The following is a 15732-nucleotide window of genomic DNA, read 5'->3' as shown; positions in this document are numbered from 1 at the left end:
CGTCGACGAGGCCGCGGACGTGGACCCGGAAGCTGTGCAGATCGTTGCCCAGGGCGTGGGTGGTGAGGTCGTTGCGGTAGCGCTGGTAGAACGCGGTTCGTTCGTCGGGTGAGAGGCGACTGGTGGCGTTGCTGACGGTGTCGGCGTAGGCGCCGGAGAGGTCACCGCGGCGGGTGGCGTCGCCGAGTGCGGGTAGCTGGTCGAACAGGTCGGAGCGTGATGAATCGCGTTCGGGTTGGCGGTTGGGGCGTTGTCCTCGGGGGTCGAGGGAGCGGCTGGGTGGGGGTGGGATGGTGCCGGCGGGTGGGCGGAGGTCGCGTTCTTTGCGGGCGAGGTCGGCGCGGATGCCGTCGATCATGTTGGCCGCGCGTGTCACTTCGAGGCTGGCGTGTTTGAGGGTGTCGGTGGTGAACGTTTCGACGGCGAGGTCGGCGAACGCGGTGCCGAGGGCGTCGACGGCAGCGTGGAGCTGGTCGAGGTCTGGGCGGTCGCCGGGAGGCCATGACGAAACGCTAGTCGACTGCGCTCCGCTGTGCAACAGGTGTTCGGCTATTTTCTCGTGATTGTTCTGTCTGTCCGCACAAATCGGCAGGATCGGCACGATGTGCGCGGACAGGATGACGTCAGTCCGGCGCGTCGCTGGCGATCGCCAATCCGTGACGTGCCATCCGGTCCAGTGTCCGCGGGAACGAGACCCCCGCCGCCGCGGCGACGGCATCCATGTGTGCGACGTCCTTCGACAGCAGTTCGGCCCCACGTCTGCGGCCGTCCGAGTGGCGGGGGAAGGGGTGCGCGCATCCGCCGGCGACGAACATCTCGGTCGCACGGGAGCCGCCCGTCGATGCGGCCAGTGCGGTGGCCGCCTGCTCCACGTCGAGCTCCAGCGCCGCGCACAACTCGACCAGGTCGGCGAGGACCCCGACCTGGGCGGTGAACGCGTAGTTGTTGACCAACTTCAGAATCTGCCCGGTGCCGATGCCGCCGGCGTGGACGACGAGGGCGCTGAACGCGTCGATCACGGGTCGAGCGGCGTCGACTGCCGGAGTCTCGCCGCCCACCATCGTGGTCAGTGTGCCCGTCGCTGCTCGAGCTCGACCCCCCGAGACCGGCGCGTCGACCACGGCGACCCCCGAGCGAGCGGCTGAGGCTCCGATTCGCCGGCAGGTCTCGGGGTGCACCGTGCTGTGGAGGGCCAGGATCGATCCCGGCCGGAGGTGGGGCAGTGCGGCGTCGGCGACCTCCACGACGTCCGCATCGTTGCCGACGCAAACGCCGACGAGGTCGCTCCGGGCCGCGAGCTCGGCGACCGACTCGACGACGGTGGCTCCGGCGGCACGTGCCGTGTCCGTCTGGGCGATCCGTCTGGCGAAGACGGCCAGATCGAAGCCGGCTCGTGCGATGCGCACGGCCATCGGCTCGCCCTGATCGCCGAGGCCGATGAAACCGACTGTCGTGACCGGCGAGACGGTGATCGGACTCGCGATGCTCGAAAGTGTCGCCATGCCTAGCGACATTAGTTAATTGGGCGAGGTGTCGTCCCACGACACGGTGCCGCCGCCGGCTTCACCGCTCCCGGAACCGTCGACGGGCAGGCCGGACGCCCCCCGCACGCTGTCGATCACGGCGTCGAGATCGTTCTGCGAGTACATCTCACCATGAGGGCTCTTGTGGAACGTCGCGACGTTCCGGCCCTGGCTCACGGAGTAGCTGGACTCCACCTCGACGGCCCCGCCGTCGGTGGTCTCGCCCACCGTCTCGGACGAGACCACGTCGATGGTGATCGTGATGTCGGCGTCGTCGTACAGCGCCTCGATCGCGTTCACCGGCAGCTCGCCCGAGAGCACGCCCTCGATCATCTCGCCGGCGTTGCCGGCGGTGTCGTGGTCGATCGGCACGGTGACGGTGGTGGTGACCACGGTCGATCGCGTCGCGCTGGACGACACGTCGACCCCGCTCCCCGTCACCGGCGCGATGCTCGACGACACGCCACCTCCGCCCCGGGCGGCGATGGTGACCGTCACGAACTCCTCACCGGTCGACAGCTCGCGGTGCACATCGACGACGGCGGATGCGCTCCCCGTGGCGGTCGACCCGTCCTCGGTGACCGACCCGCTGATGGAGCCGGCGACCCTCACACCCTGCCGCGTGGCGTTGCCGTCGGCATCGGTCGAGGTGTACACGCCGGCTTCGAGGGCGGCGTCCCCGCTGATCGCGAGCGCGCCGCTGATCTCGCCGTGGGCGCTGACGTACACACCCACCTCGTCGGTGTCCTCCACACCGTGGTCGTCCCACAGCTGGTCGACCTTCTTCTGCACGTCGGTCCTCCAGTCGTCGAAGAGCATGCCGTTCGCGATCCGTCGGCCCTGGTCGGCCAACGAGACGTTGGAGGCGGCGATCAGGGTGTCCACGGCCTGCTGTGCCTCCTCCTCGTCGGCGAACACCAGCCGTTGGCCGGCGACGACGTAGACGCCGGCACCGATCTCGATCTCGCCGGCGTCGACGACCAACCCGAGCGAGTCCTTCTGGGTCACGACCGCCTCCACCGTGCCGTCGCTCATGTAGGAGAGGCGTAGCTCGGAGCTCGAACCGAGGTCGATGGCGATCCATCGGACCCCGACCTCCACGCCGAACGTGGCCAGGAACGTCTCGCTGAACTCGGCGAAGCCGTTGGCCCGCTCGAGCTCGTCCAGCTGCTCGGCGGTGAGCACGTTGCCGTGCCGGAGCATGTAGGCCATCACCACGTCGGGTTGGTTGACGAGCAGCCATTCCTGCTGCCACGGGGACAGGGCACCCCACTCGGTCCCGGTGGTCGTCGCCGGCATGTCGGGACGAAGGGTGGCGGTCAGGTCGCTGTGATCCTCGTCGAGGTACCCCTCCGACGGCGGATCGTCGGTCGCCGGCCTGTCGCTCTCGGCGCTCGCCGATGCCACGAGCTGGTCCCACGGCGTCGGGGGCGGCCCTGGCTCGGCAGCACTCCACCCGATCATCGACTGGTCGCCCGTGACGCGAGCGATCGCCGGCATCCACAGCGTCTCCAACTCGAAGCGGACGTGGCCGATCCTCGTCAGGGCAGCAAGCGCAGCGAGGTCGGCGGTGCGGACGCCTCGGAGATGCTCCACCGCCGCGGCGGTGTGGATCGACAGCGTCGTGACGCGGGCCGGGTCGAAGCCGACGAAGCGACCACTCACGGCACGACCTCGGCCGCGGCGGCGATCAGATCGGCTTCCCTGGCGTCGGCCCGCCGCTCCAGCAGGAGCGCCTGATCACGCAGGTCCGCGGCGGCGCGGTCGAGGTCGTGTTCGAACTCGACCAGCCGTTCCCGGTAGGCGTCGGCGGCGTCGCACACCCACGTGTCGGTTCCCGCCATCGACCGGAGCGACCGGAGGGGCGCGGTATCGAGCTCGGTGGCCAGGCGTCGCAGGTCGGCGGCACGCGCTCTCAGGTTGTGCACGATCGGGTCCACGAGTCCCTCTCCACGTCCGGCGGGTCCAACGGAGCCGCTCACACCCCAAGAGCGCGGCGGCGGACCGAAAACGGAAAGGAAAGTTCAGCGCTCGTGCAGGACGCGGTGGTGGGGAAGACCGGTGTCGGAGGTGACGAAGCCGTCGCCGACGACGGCGAAGCCGTGCCCCGTGTAGAAGCCGAGGGCGCCGTCCCGCGCGTTGGCCCACACCAGATCGATCTGCCGGGCCGCGGCGAGATCGAGCCCGGCCTCCAGCAGCACCACTCCGAGGCCGCGGCCCTGCCAGGCGTCGTCGACGGCCATGCCGCGCAGTTGCAGGGCGCGCCGGCCGGGACGGTCGGGGCACTCCTGCTCGCTCCACGTGGACGTGGCGATCACCTCGCCCGACCGGTCACGCACGGCAAGATGCCGGGTGCGCGGATCGTCGTCTCCTGCGAAGTCGACATTGTCGCTCGGTGTGCCCCGACGAAGCACGCGCCGCCTCAGGTTGTGGACGTCGGCGACGGGGACCGGCGCGGCGACGAACTCGTGGGCCGCGCCCGTGACGTCGCCGATCGTCACGATGCGGTCGGCGATCGTGGCCGCCTCGTCGCGGTCGTGCGTGACGAGCAGCGACGACGTGTGCTCCTCGCGCAGGATCCGCGCGAGGTCGGTCGCCAACCGGTCGTGGAGCTCGCGATCGAGGCCGGTGAGGGGCTCGTCGAGCAGCAGCACCCGTGGGCGGGGCGCGAGCGATCGGGCAAGGGCGACGCGTTTGGCCTCGCCACCGCTCAACGTGGTGACGTCCCGATGCCCGCTCCCGGCGAGGCCGACGAGCTCGAGCAGCTCGGCGACGCGCTCGCTCCGTGCCCGGGCCGGCATCCCTGCCATCTTCAGGCCGTAGCCGATGTTGGCCGCCACGTCGAGGTGGTCGAAGAGCTGCTCGTCCTGGAACACCATGCCCACGCCCCGCCGGTGCGTCGGCAGCCGCGTCACATCGGTGCCGTCGATCGAGACCGTCCCGCTGTCGGGGCGCAGCAGGCCGGCGATCACGCGCAGGAGCGTGCTCTTGCCGCTGCCCGACGGGCCGAGCAGGGCGACCACCTCGGCGGCGCCGAGTTCGAGGTCGGCGCCAGCCAGCACCTCGACGGCGTCGAAGGCGACCGACACGTCGACGACGGCGAGCCGGGGCGTCACGAGGCCCGCCGGGCGGTCACGTCGAGCGCCATCACCACGGCGATCGTGGCGACGGCGAGGATCACCGAGAGCGCATATCCCTGCGCCTGGAGCACCGCGCCGGGCCGTCCGAGCAACTGCTCGATGGCGATCGGCATCGTCTGCCGACCGGTGCGGGACAGGAAGCTGGTGGCGCCGAACTCGCCGAGCGAGATCGCCGCCGAGAGCCCGGCCGCGGCGATCACGGGCCGGCGCAGGTGCGACGAGACGACCGTCGCCCACGCGCGCAGCGGCGACGCCCCGAGCGTTGCCGCCGCCTCCAGGCGACGTTGGTCGATGCCACGCAGCACGGGCAGCACGGTACGCACCACGAACGGGATGGCGACGAGCGCGTGGCCCACCGGCACGAGCCACGGCTCGGCCCGCCAGTCGACCGGTGGGACGTCGAACGTGATCAGCATGCCGAAGCCGATCGTGATCGCCGAGGTCGCCACGGGCAGCATCATCGCCGTGTCCAACACCCGCGCGCCGCGCCGCGCCGTGGCGATGGCGACGGCCGCCAACGTCCCGACGACGACGGCGATGGCCGTCGCCGCCAGCATCGTGCGCAGCGAGACGCCGAGCGATGCCAGCGGATCGATGCCGAGCGAGATACCCGGCCGGATCTCCGTGGAGCCGAGCGTGCGCCACGCGTGCAACGAGTGACCGTCGCTCGTGCGCAGCGAGCGTTCGACCAGGGCGACGAGCGGCGTGACCACCACCGCCGCGGTGAGCAGCGCCGTCACGACGACCAGGGCCCGCTGGCGTGGGAAGGCGGGACGGCGGCGCGTCGCGTCGACGCGCAGGCCCAGCGACCGGCTTCCACGCCGCTGCAGGACGACGGTGACCCCCACGGCGCACGCCACGACGACGAGCTGGATCACGGTGAGCGTGGCCGCCGAGCCGATGTCGCCGAACTGCGTCGCCTGCCGCCAGATCTCCACCTCGATCGTCGATCGGTGGACGCCGCCGAGCAGGCGCACCACGCCGAACGACGTGAACGTGAAGACGAACACGATGGCTGCGGCGGCGAGGAGCGCCGGGCGGATCGCCGGCAGCGTCACGGTGACGAAGACGCGCCATGGAGCAGCGCCGAGCGTGGCCGCCGCGGCCTCGCGATCACGCGGCACCGTCGCCAGCACAGCCCCGACCGTCCGCACGACGACCGCGAGGTTGAACGTCACGTGGGCGGCGAGGATCGCCACGACCCCTCTGTCGAGCGACGTGGGCAGCACGGCCATCATCGCCGCCGCCATCACGACGGTCGGCAGGACGAAGACAGCCGCGAGCAGGCCGTCCAGTGCCCGTCGCCCGACGAAGTGGTAGCGGGCCATCACGTAGGCCGGGGCGATCCCGACGAGCAGGGTCAGCACCGTCGACGCCACCGCCTGCCACAACGTGAACCAGGCGACCCGCCAGGTGAGGCCGTCGGCCATCGTGTCGGCGAGCGCCGCTGCCGACAGGCCGCGAGCCAGCAGCGTGGCGAACGGCCAGGCGTAGAAGACGACGAGGACCACGGCGGGGCCGGCGGCGAGCGCCGGCACGAACCACCGGGGGAGACGGTTCACCGCTGCACGGTGTCGGTCCACACCTCGATCCACTCTTCACGATTGGCCGTGATCTCGTCGGGTTCGAGCGTGTACGGCTCGTCGGGCACGACCGAGAACTCCTCGATCTCCGCCGGCAGGGCGACGGCGTCGTTGACCGGGTAGACGAACAGGTTGAGGGCGATCTCGGCCTGGAAGTCGGCCCCGATCATCCAGTCGACGAGCTGGCGGGCTTCGGCCGGCGCGTCCGTCCCGGCCAGGACCCCGGCGAACTCGATCTGGCGGAAGCACGTGTCGGCGAGCACGCCCGTCGAGGGCTGCTCGACCGGCTCCTCGGCGTAGATCACCTCGAAGGGCGGGCTGCTGCCATAGCTGACCACGAGCGGCTTGGGGCCGTCGCTGGCGCCGCTGAACCGCTCGTAGTAGGCGCCCGTCCAGTCGTCCACGACCTCGACGCCGTTGGCGTCGAGGTCGGCCCAGAACTCGGGCCAGTCGCCACCGAACTCGGCGACCGTCGCCATCAGGAACGCCAGGCCTGGCGACGACGTCGCCGGGTTCTCGACGACGAGCAGGTCCTCGTACGCCGGGTCGGTCAGCGATCGCAGGTCGGCGGGAGGTTCCAGGTCGTGCTCGTCGAACCAGTCGATGTCGTAGTTGACGCACACGTCGCCGTAGTCGACCGGGGTGACGAGCGGGCCGTCGGCGTCGCTGGGTGCCGCCTCGAGGAACTCGGCGAGAACGGCCTCGAGCCCGGAAGCCTCGTAGGGCTCGAACACACCACCTTCGACGGCTCGTGAGACGTACGTGTTGTCGACGCCGAAGAGCACGTCGCCCTCGGGGTTGCCGGCCGTGAGGATCGCCTTCGACACCATCGTGCCGGTGTCGCCGGCGACGAGGATCTCGACCTCGATGCCGGTCTCGGCGGTGAACCGATCGAGCGACTGGTTGAGGGTCGTGTCAGCGGTGGGGAACGAGTCGTACGTCAGGAGCGTGACCGTGGCCTGCTCGTCGGCCGTGACGGCGGTGGCGGCCGCCGTGGCGGCGAACGGCGCCACCCCGGCGAGGGCGGCGATCGGGACGAGAACGGAGCGGGGCTTCATCAACGGGGACCTCTCGAGATCGTGACGGTGAGCACACCGTCGGCGACGGCGATGGAGACGGGGGATGTGGCGACCTCGTTGGACACGCCGAGGCCGACGACCGGGCCGAGGTCGGCGCCGGCGAGCGGCCAGCGGGCACCGCTGACGTCGACGCCGGTGCACGGTCCGTGCAGGGCGAGCACCGAGAACGTCGTACCCGGCGCGGCGTCGAACGACACCGGGCGGTCCGGGCGCACCACGAGGAGCTCTTGCCCGCCCCACCACCCGCCCACGCGGGGTACGGCGGAGGTCGTCGGGCTCCCGAGGGCCCCGATGGCGGCGATCGTGTGGTCGACCCGATCGCCCGATCCGGCGAGCATCAGCAGGCGCCGCGGCCGTCTCGATGCCGCGTGGGCGACGGCGAGCTCGGTGTCGGTGGCGGCTTTGTCGGCGGGGTGGGTGACGATCTCGGCGTTGGCTTCGGCCCAGGCCCGCCCCTCCGCCGACACCGAGTCGAGGTCGCCGATCAGGACGTCGGGGGTCAGGCCGGCGGCGAGCGCGTGGTCGAGGCCGCCGTCGGCGGCGACGACGATCGCGTCGACCGGGATCGCGTCGATGGCGGCGCGAGCGAGGCGGGCCGCGCCGGTGACGATCACCACGCAGTCTTCGTCGCGCTCGTCGTCCACGGCTTCCTCCGCCGGCATTACCCGGATCAGGTTCTCGGGTCGGCGCTCGGCGATCGCCCTCTCAGCCCACCGTTCCCGTGAGCTCCCCGTCGTTCCCCACCGACTCTACTGCCGGACGAGCCGGAAGCAGCCCTCGCCGGTGGTCAGTCGGCCGCGCTGGGCACGGCGGCGATGCCGTTCGGCGGAGTGTCGGCCGGCTCGCACAGCGACGCCGGCGGCGCCGGTGCCGTGCGTCGCTGGAGCACCGTGAAGCCCACGAGCCCAGCGATCACGAGGAACATGCCGGGAATCTGGGCGGCCACGATCGTCTCGCCGAGCACGAAGTACGCCCAGCAGACAGCGGCGGCCGGTTGGGCGACCTGCATCACCGAGATCGTGCCCACCTCGAGCAGGCGCTGGGCCGTGGCGATGAGGGCGTGGCCGACCATCCCGGTGGTGACCGACAAGATGGCCACGGCGACCCACGCCCGGCCGTCGAGGGGCCAGAGCTTCCCGCCGGCATCGAGCATCGCCGCGGGGGTGGCGACGAGCAACCCGATCGGCATCACCGTCGACATGAAGTCGACGACACCGACGGTCGCTCGGGCCCGGCGGCTGAAGACGAGGTAGCCGACCCAGCAGCACACCGCCATGCCGGCCATCAGATCGCCGCGCACGGTGGCGGTGCCACTGCTGCTGCCGGCGAAGATCACGATGCCGAGCCCGGCGAGGGTGACGAGCCCGAACGGGAGGGCCCTGGGGTTGGGGCGTTCGCGGAAGGCGACGACCGCGATCGGCAGGAGGACGAGCGGTGTGAGCGCACCGATGAACTCGGCGTGGGCCACGCTCGTCTCGTTGACCGCGGCGAAGAAGATCGCCAGGTCGAGCCCGAAGAACACGCCGGCCGGGCCGACCGCCCGCCACGTTTCCTTGGACGGAAACGGCGTGCCGCGCCGGCGTCGGCGGACGAGCAACACCACCCACCACGCGAGGCTGGCACCGACGAGCCGCCAGGCGGCGATCACCGTGCCCGGAGCCTCGCCCCACTTGACCACCGTCGAGCCCGACGACAGCGTGACGATCGAGGCGACCATCACGGCGATACCTCTCCCGTGGCGATGCTGGGGCGCGGGGGAGGTCACCAAGGGATCAAAGCAGACGTCACCTGTCGGCTCCTCGTCGGAATCAATCGATGCTGTGACGGACGTCGGGCTCGATGAACACGAGGCGCGCCGCGGGCACCGCCGCCCGCAGCCGGGCCTCGGCACCGTCGATGCGCTCGGCGAGCGTCGCCAGGGTGGCGCCGGGGTCGAACTCGAGCTTGGCGGCGACGAGGAGATCCTCCGGGGAGATGTGTTCGGTCCGCATGTGGATCACGCTCCGGACGCCGGGCGCGGCGGCCAGCGCAGCGGTGATGTCGGCCAACGTGTCCTCGTCGGCGGCCTCGCCGATGAGCAGCCCCTTCATCTCGACGGCGAGTGTCATGGCGATCACGACGAGCAGCATGCCGATGGCGATCGAGCCCACGGCGTCCCAGCGGGGCTCGCCGGTGACGTGGGCCATCAGCACGCCGAACAGGGCGAGCAGGAGACCGATCTCGGCCCCGACGTCCTCGAGCAGGACGACGGGGAGCTCGGGCGTCTTCTCCTTGCGGATGAACCGCAGCCACGAGTCGCCGGGCTTCTTGTGGGCGCGGGCCTCGCGCACCGCCGTGCGCAACGACATGCCCTCGAGGCACGCGGCGAACACGAGGATGCCGATGGCAACCGGAAGGTTGTCCACCTCGTGGGGGTTCCTGAGCTTGGAGATGCCCTCGTAGAGGGCGAAGAGCCCACCCATGGAGAACAGCACGAGCGCCACGACGAAGGCCCAGAAGAACCGCTCGCGCCCGTAGCCGAACGGATGCTCCGCGTCGGGCTGTCGGCGGGCTCGGCGGTTTCCGAGCATCAGCAGGCCCTGGTTGCCCGTGTCGGCCAGGGAGTGGATCGACTCGGCCAGTAGGCCGGCCGATCGCGTGATGAGGAAACCGACGAACTTGGCGATGGCGATGCCGAGGTTGGCGAGGAACGCGGCGAGTATCGCCCGCTTGGATCCCTCGGTCACGCGACGAAACTAGCTCGGCAGTTCAGCGAGCGCAGCGAGCGTCCCGAGGTCCGAGGGGATAGGCACCCGGAACGCTAGCGGAGGGTGCCGGCGCGTCGGCCTGCGTGGCCGGGGAACGCAGACTATTGGTAGTAGGGGTTGGCGCCGGTGGTGTGGTCGGTGAGGTCCTTCACGGCGGTGACACCGGGAACGGCCTCGACGAGCATCGTCTGGACCCCGTCGAGCATCGTCATGCGGCTCATGGAGCAGCCGTGGCACCCGCCGCCCATGGTCATGAACGCCGTGCCGTCACTGTCGTGGCCCATGTACGTGACGAACCCGCCGTGCGACGACAGCGCGGGATTCACCTCGGCGGCGAGCACCGCTTCGATCTCGGCGGACAGCTCGTCGTCGGTGATCAACCCTTCGATCGTCGGCGCCGCGGGACGGTTCGGGTTGCGGATGACCAGACCCTGGGACTCGGTGAAGTCGAGGGTCGCGCCGCGGAGCTGGTCGAGATCCTTCGCCGGGACCATCACCTTGATCGACCGCTCGCCGGCCCCATGGGTGCGGACCTCGTCGGTGAGGGGCGCCGACACGAACTCCTCGAAGCCGAGCTCGTAGCGGAAGTCCTCGCCTGGAGCCGACGCGATCTCGAGACGGAGGCCGAGCTGATCGGCATCCGGTTCCTCGTTGCGGAGCTCGACGAGTTTCGCCAGCGCGGCGTCGGTGATGTCGATGATCGGCTCGCTCGTCCCCAGCGAGGTCGCCCCGGCAAGATCCTCCAGCGGGCTCATGTCGATCACGCTATCGCCACACGTCACGGGCCGGCCGGATCGGAGCGTCAGGCGACGGCGGCGACCGATTCCAGGAGCTCGGCGACCGCCGACGCGGCGACCAGCCGGCAGATGACCTCATCGAGCAGCACCATCAGCTGGGCCGGCGCGGTCTGTTGGGGATGGGCGGCCCGGTCCACTTCGACATGCACGACCGAGATGCCGAGCAGGTCGTCGCGCACGAGGCGAGCCTGCACGGACTCGAGCAGCGAGTCGGGGGCGTCGCCGGCGTCGGCGTCGACCTCCTCCAGCACGGCCCCGAGATCGGACGGGGCCAGCAGCGACGGCATGGCCCACACCAGGCGCCCGGCGCACTGGGTGCGAACCGCACCGAATCCGAGCAGGCGGCCGGGCCGGGCGATGGCCCAGTCGATCTCGAGGTCGCTGACGTGGTGCCCGGCGAGGGCGACGCGCTGGCCGCTCCGGTGGTCGTTCCACGCCTTGGCGACGGCGATGCGGAACCCGCAGCTGTCGAGCACGGGGCCAGCGGTCATGTCGGCGGTGGGCAGGCCGGTCGCCGGCTCGTGGTGCGCCCCTGCCGGGAGCACCGTCGCCAGGACCCTGCCCGCCGAGCGCAGGCGGATCGTGATGCCTCCGATCGTGTGGGCCATCGCCGCGGCTCGGCGGAGCGCGATGATGTCGGCCTCACGGAGGACTGCTGAGTCGGCTCCCATGCCGACGCATGTTAGGAAGCCCTAACGCTTGCTGCAAGTTCCCCCGCTCGCGGCAGGCGCTGGGGCGCAGGATGTGATCGGTCAGGCCACCCGCTCCGGCAACACCTCGCTCACGATGCGCAAGGTGTCGATGCGCTGGTCGAGGCCATAGGCCATCGTCGATACCATCAGCTCGTCGGCCTCGGTGCGGGCGGCGAGCTCCATCAGCTGCTGGGCCACGGTGTCGGGGCCGCCGACCACACGGTTGGACGGCATCGACCGGGCGGTCTCGACGTCGGGGTGGGCGGCGGCATCCTCGGGCGACAGCAACCCCATGCGGCGGCCGGTGCGCAGGGCGAGGATCGCCAGCTGGGCCGGGGCGGCGAGATAGCGGGCCCGCTCGTCGGACTCGGCAGCGAGCACTCCCGCCGTCACGATGGTGTACGGCTCGTCGAGCACCGCCGACGGACGGAACGACTCCCGATACAGAGCAACGGCGTCGAGGGTGCTGATCGCCGTGCCGACGTCGAAGTGGTGGGCGAAGGCGTAACGGAGGCCGAGCAGGCCGGCGAGTTGCCCCGAGTAGCCGCTCGAACCCAGGAGCACCACCTCCGGGGTCGAGCCGAGCACCGGCGTCGCCCGGAAGCGGTCCCACGCGCCGCGGTCGCGGCGCCGGTCACCCAGCATGCCCATCAGGTCGAGGAGCTCGCCCGGGAAGTCCTCGGCGCCGAGTCCGCTCGGATCGCGCCGCAGGGCCGCAGCGGTCGCTCCGTCGGTGCCGGGCGCTCGTCCGATGCCGAGATCGATGCGGCCGGGGTGCAGTGCCTCGAGCATGGCGAACTGCTCGGCCACCACGAGCGACGGGTGATTGGGCAGCATCACACCGCCCGACCCGATGCGGATCCGCGACGTCGACGCGGCGAGGTGGGCCATCAACACCGGGGGCGACGTGCTGGCGATCGTCGGCATGTTGTGGTGCTCGGCGACCCAGAACCGCTCGTAGCCGAGCTCCTCGGCGCGACGGGCCAGCTCGGTCGTCTCTCGCAGGGCGTCGCCCGACGACGAGCCGTCGGGCACCATCGACAGGTCGAGGACCGACCGGTGCAGCCGCCGCCCTCCGGTATGGGCGGAGGTCGTGGTGTCGTCGGCGGTCGTGTCGTTCGCGGTCGCAGTCATACGACCGGGGAAAACGTCAGGGCGCGCTCAACAATTCCCGGACGGCGGTGGCGAGGCCGGCGGCATCGAGCTCGAACTTGGCGAGCAGCTCGTCGGGAGTGCCGGCGTGGCTGATGAACTGGGTCGGCAGGCCGAGCACCGACACGCCAACGCCGGGCGACGCCGTCCCGACGCATTCGGCGATCGTCATCCCGATGCCCCCGGTGCGAACCCCGTCCTCCGCCGTCACCACGGCGCGGTGAGCCGCGGCGTCGGCGAGCATCTCGGGGTCGAGCGGACAGCAGCAGCGAGCGTCCCAGACGGTCACGTCGATGCCCTCGGCCGCCAGCTCCTCGGCCGCCTTCTGGGCGGTGGCGACGAGCTTGCCGATGGCGATGATGCACGCCGCCGAGGCCGGGTCGGCGGCGGTGCGGACCTTGCGGCCCGCCAGTCCGCTGCCGACCTCCAGCTCGTCCACCTGATGCGCCCGGCCGCGGGGGTAGCGAATGGCCACCGGGCCCGAGTCGGCGAGGACCATCGCGTCGCTCAGCATCACCTCGAGCTCCTGGGCACTGGACGGCGCGAGCACACGCATGCCCGGAACGCGGGCGAGCATCGCCATGTCGTAGACGCCGTGGTGGCTGGCGCCGTCGGGACCGGTGATGCCGGCGCGGTCGAGACAGAACACGACCGGAAGGCGGTGCAGGGCGACGTCGTACACCACTTGATCCCACGCCCGGTTGAGGAACGTCGAGTAGATGGCCACGAACGGGCGCATCCCGCCCATCGCCATGCCGGCGGCACCCGTGACGGCGTGCTGCTCGGCGATGCCGACGTCGAAGAAGCGGTCGGGGAACCGCTCCTGGAACGGCAGCAGGCCGGTGGGGCCGGGCATCGCCGCGGTGACCGCCACCACACGGGGGTCGGCCTCGGCCAGCTTGATGATCGACTCGGCGAACGTCTGCGTGTATCCCGTGGGCACCGCCTTCGGCGGGCCGACCATCGGGTCGAAGACCGGAGCGTCGTGGAGGTTCTTCTCGTCGTCATCCTCGGCCGGCGGATAGCCGCGGCCCTTCTGCGTGAGAACGTGGACGACGATCGGCCCTTCGGCCGAGAGCTCGACGGCGTTGCGCAGCGCCGGCTCGAGTTCGGCGATGTCGTGGCCGTCGACCGGGCCGACGTAGCGCACGCCGAGCGCTTCGAAGAACGCCGGAGGCTGCAGGAACTCACGGGCCGCCGCCTTGATGGCCTCGACGGCCTTCTCGGCCGGGGTGCCGACGAGGGGGACGTCGCGCACGAACTCCTCGAGCTTGCGCTGGCGCCGCACGTACGTCGGGTTGAGGCGGATCTCGGTGAGCGTGTGGGACAGCCAGTCGCCGATGCGGCTGACGAGCGGGGGTGTGTCGGACGCCTCGGACTCGTCGGTACGGAGCGTCCCGTGGGCCGTCGGCCGTTTCGCTGTCAGGTTGGAGATCGTCGGCGCGTAGCTGCGGCCGTTGTCGTTGAGGATGATGATGACGCGCTTGCCGCTGTGGCCGAGGTTGTTGAGCGCCTCGTACGCCATCCCGCCCGTCATCGACCCGTCGCCGATGACGGCGACGATGTGGCGGTGGTCGTCCACGCCGAGGTCGCGGGCCACCGCGAGGCCGTAGGCGTAGCTGAGGATCGTGGACGCGTGCGAGTTCTCGACGAAGTCGTGCCGGCTCTCCTCACGCGACGGATAGCCCGACAGTCCACCGGTCTGGCGCAGCTGCGAGAAGCCGGCGCGGCGCCCCGTGACCAGCTTGTGCACGTACGCCTGGTGACCGGTGTCCCAGAGCAGGGCATCGGTGGGGGAGTCGAAGACCCGGTGCAGGGCGAGCGTCAGCTCGACGGCGCCGAGGTTCGAGCCGAGATGCCCGGCGTTCTCGGCGACGGCGGCGACGATGAAGTCGCGGATCTCACCCGCGAGCGCGGCCAGGTCCTCGTAACTCAGGTCGTCGAGGTCACCCGGCTCACGGATCCGTTCCAGCCACATCCCTCGCGACGCTATCTGACGCGTCCCGGTGGCCGCCGACCGCGGCCGGTTCGGCGCCCCGCTCGGTGGCGTCGGTCAAGGCGGCGACGGGAGTACTCGCCGGTGGGACGACGGGGAGCGTCAGACCGTGCCGGCGAAGCTCACGGCGGTCGAGCCGGTCCTGGTTCCAGCGATGGAGCCCCCAGCCGGCCAGGAGCCCGAGGAAGAACACCAGCAGCCCGCCGGCGCCGTCGAGCCAGAAGTGATTCGCCGTGACGATGATGCAGAACAGCGTGAGCAGCGGATACGCCAGCACGGCGACGCGCTGCCAGCGCCGGCGCAGCAGCGGCCACATCGCAACGGCGCACCACGTGGACCACCCGATGTGCAGGCTCGGCATCGCCGCGTACTGGTTCGAGACCGCAGCCATGCCGCCCGAGTCGAACGACCAGAGGCCGCCGTGGACCTTGAGCGTGTCGACGAACCCGAACGAGCCATCGTGGAGGCACGCCGCTCCGAAGTCCTCGCACGGCACGTCGAGGAGCCGCGGTGGCATCAGCGGGAAGAGGGCGAAGCCGGCGATGGCCAGACCGGTCATCACCGCGAGGGTGTTGCGCCACTGGGGGAACACGGCCGGCCGCTTGATGAACAGGAGGGCGAACACGGCGATCGTCACCACGAAGTGGGCGGTGCCGTAATAGATGTTCATCGCCCGGATGAACGTCGGCCAGCGCAGGAAGAACTCCTGGATCCGCTGCTCGTGGAAGAGCCCGAGCAGCTCCTCGAGCCGGATGACCCGCTTGGCGTTGGTGAAGGCCTGTACCGCGCGGTCGGTCTCGTCCATGCCTGCGGAACCGAAGCGATTGCGGATCCACGAGTACACGACGTAGAAGGCAGCCGCGAACAGCGCCTCCTTCCACCAGTACAGGCGGGGCCGGCGTGTCGCGACGGCGGGGTCCGTCGCAGCCTGCATGTCCGCCAGGCTAGAGCCTCGCAGCAGTTGGGACGGGCTACGTAGTTGGACCGGGCAGCTCATGGCGACGTGATGAGACGTACGACGCG

General features: G+C 70.9%; 15 protein-coding genes. All 15 read right to left on the bottom strand.

Annotation, left to right across the window (positions count from 1 at the left end):
• The coding region (locus tag DN771_RS29860) for a hypothetical protein (RefSeq protein ID WP_162942429.1) at positions 1 to 538 on the bottom strand (538 nt) is incomplete at its 3' end.
• A gap of 85 nt (positions 539 to 623) precedes the next feature.
• Entirely contained in the window at positions 624 to 1502 is an 879-nt protein-coding gene (locus DN771_RS26155; protein ID WP_162942428.1) for an NAD(P)-dependent oxidoreductase, read from the bottom strand.
• A 15-nt stretch (positions 1503 to 1517) separates the two neighbouring features.
• Positions 1518 to 3188, bottom strand: coding sequence for a hypothetical protein (locus DN771_RS26150; protein WP_117000516.1), 1671 nt, complete (start codon positions 3186 to 3188; stop codon positions 1518 to 1520).
• The gene (locus tag DN771_RS26145; RefSeq protein WP_117000515.1) at positions 3185 to 3463 is read right to left on the bottom strand and encodes a hypothetical protein; all 279 of its coding nucleotides are present in this window, start codon (positions 3461 to 3463) and stop codon (positions 3185 to 3187) included. Before DN771_RS26145 ends, DN771_RS26150 begins: the two co-directional genes overlap by 4 nt.
• Before the next feature lie 84 nt (positions 3464 to 3547).
• Positions 3548 to 4639 carry a GNAT family N-acetyltransferase gene (locus DN771_RS29855; protein ID WP_162942427.1) on the bottom strand — a complete coding sequence of 364 codons (1092 nt, stop codon included), beginning with the start codon at positions 4637 to 4639 and terminating at the stop codon, positions 3548 to 3550.
• Complete coding sequence (locus tag DN771_RS26135; RefSeq protein WP_117000514.1) at positions 4636 to 6225, bottom strand: ABC transporter permease; 1590 nt, start codon at positions 6223 to 6225, stop codon at positions 4636 to 4638. The genes DN771_RS29855 and DN771_RS26135 overlap by 4 nt, the downstream gene beginning before the upstream one ends.
• Positions 6222 to 7304: a thiamine ABC transporter substrate-binding protein gene (locus DN771_RS26130; protein ID WP_117000513.1), complete on the bottom strand. Its 1083-nt coding sequence runs from the start codon at positions 7302 to 7304 to the stop codon at positions 6222 to 6224. The genes DN771_RS26135 and DN771_RS26130 overlap by 4 nt, the downstream gene beginning before the upstream one ends.
• Positions 7304 to 7969, bottom strand: a complete 666-nt coding sequence (locus DN771_RS26125) for a thiamine diphosphokinase (RefSeq protein WP_117000512.1) — start codon at positions 7967 to 7969, stop codon at positions 7304 to 7306. Before DN771_RS26125 ends, DN771_RS26130 begins: the two co-directional genes overlap by 1 nt.
• A gap of 143 nt (positions 7970 to 8112) precedes the next feature.
• Positions 8113 to 9090: a DMT family transporter gene (locus DN771_RS26120; RefSeq protein ID WP_162942426.1), complete on the bottom strand. Its 978-nt coding sequence runs from the start codon at positions 9088 to 9090 to the stop codon at positions 8113 to 8115.
• A gap of 43 nt (positions 9091 to 9133) precedes the next feature.
• Positions 9134 to 10051, bottom strand: coding sequence for a cation diffusion facilitator family transporter (locus DN771_RS26115; RefSeq protein WP_117000510.1), 918 nt, complete (start codon positions 10049 to 10051; stop codon positions 9134 to 9136).
• Between the two features lie 122 nt (positions 10052 to 10173).
• Positions 10174 to 10827 carry a NifU family protein gene (locus tag DN771_RS26110; RefSeq protein WP_162942425.1) on the bottom strand — a complete coding sequence of 218 codons (654 nt, stop codon included), beginning with the start codon at positions 10825 to 10827 and terminating at the stop codon, positions 10174 to 10176.
• A 47-nt stretch (positions 10828 to 10874) separates the two neighbouring features.
• Positions 10875 to 11540: a hypothetical protein gene (locus DN771_RS26105; protein ID WP_117000508.1), complete on the bottom strand. Its 666-nt coding sequence runs from the start codon at positions 11538 to 11540 to the stop codon at positions 10875 to 10877.
• An 81-nt stretch (positions 11541 to 11621) separates the two neighbouring features.
• A complete protein-coding gene (locus DN771_RS26100) occupies positions 11622 to 12695 on the bottom strand; it encodes an LLM class flavin-dependent oxidoreductase (RefSeq protein WP_117000507.1) in 1074 nt (357 codons plus the stop codon).
• Positions 12696 to 12711: 16 nt separating this feature from the next.
• Positions 12712 to 14691 (bottom strand): 1-deoxy-D-xylulose-5-phosphate synthase, encoded by a 1980-nt coding sequence (locus DN771_RS26095; protein ID WP_117000506.1) that lies wholly within the window; start codon positions 14689 to 14691, stop codon positions 12712 to 12714.
• Positions 14669 to 15643 (bottom strand): phosphatase PAP2 family protein, encoded by a 975-nt coding sequence (locus DN771_RS26090; RefSeq protein WP_117000505.1) that lies wholly within the window; start codon positions 15641 to 15643, stop codon positions 14669 to 14671. Before DN771_RS26090 ends, DN771_RS26095 begins: the two co-directional genes overlap by 23 nt.
• Positions 15644 to 15732: the final 89 nt, after the last annotated feature.

Origin of the sequence: Desertimonas flava, assembly GCF_003426815.1 — a bacterium.
Classification (GTDB): Bacteria; Actinomycetota; Acidimicrobiia; order Acidimicrobiales; family Ilumatobacteraceae; genus Desertimonas; species Desertimonas flava.
This window is presented reverse-complemented; position numbering and strand designations above follow the sequence as displayed.

Coding starts and splice junctions, on each gene's coding strand:
- DN771_RS26155 (WP_162942428.1), bottom strand. CDS start 1,502: ATGGCGACACTTTCGAGCATCGCGAGTCCGATCACCGTCTCGCCGGTC.
- DN771_RS26130 (WP_117000513.1), bottom strand. CDS start 7,304: ATGAAGCCCCGCTCCGTTCTCGTCCCGATCGCCGCCCTCGCCGGGGTG.
- DN771_RS26110 (WP_162942425.1), bottom strand. CDS start 10,827: ATGAGCCCGCTGGAGGATCTTGCCGGGGCGACCTCGCTGGGGACGAGC.
- DN771_RS26105 (WP_117000508.1), bottom strand. CDS start 11,540: ATGGGAGCCGACTCAGCAGTCCTCCGTGAGGCCGACATCATCGCGCTC.
- DN771_RS26100 (WP_117000507.1), bottom strand. CDS start 12,695: ATGACTGCGACCGCGAACGACACGACCGCCGACGACACCACGACCTCC.
- DN771_RS26095 (WP_117000506.1), bottom strand. CDS start 14,691: ATGTGGCTGGAACGGATCCGTGAGCCGGGTGACCTCGACGACCTGAGT.
- DN771_RS26090 (WP_117000505.1), bottom strand. CDS start 15,643: ATGCAGGCTGCGACGGACCCCGCCGTCGCGACACGCCGGCCCCGCCTG.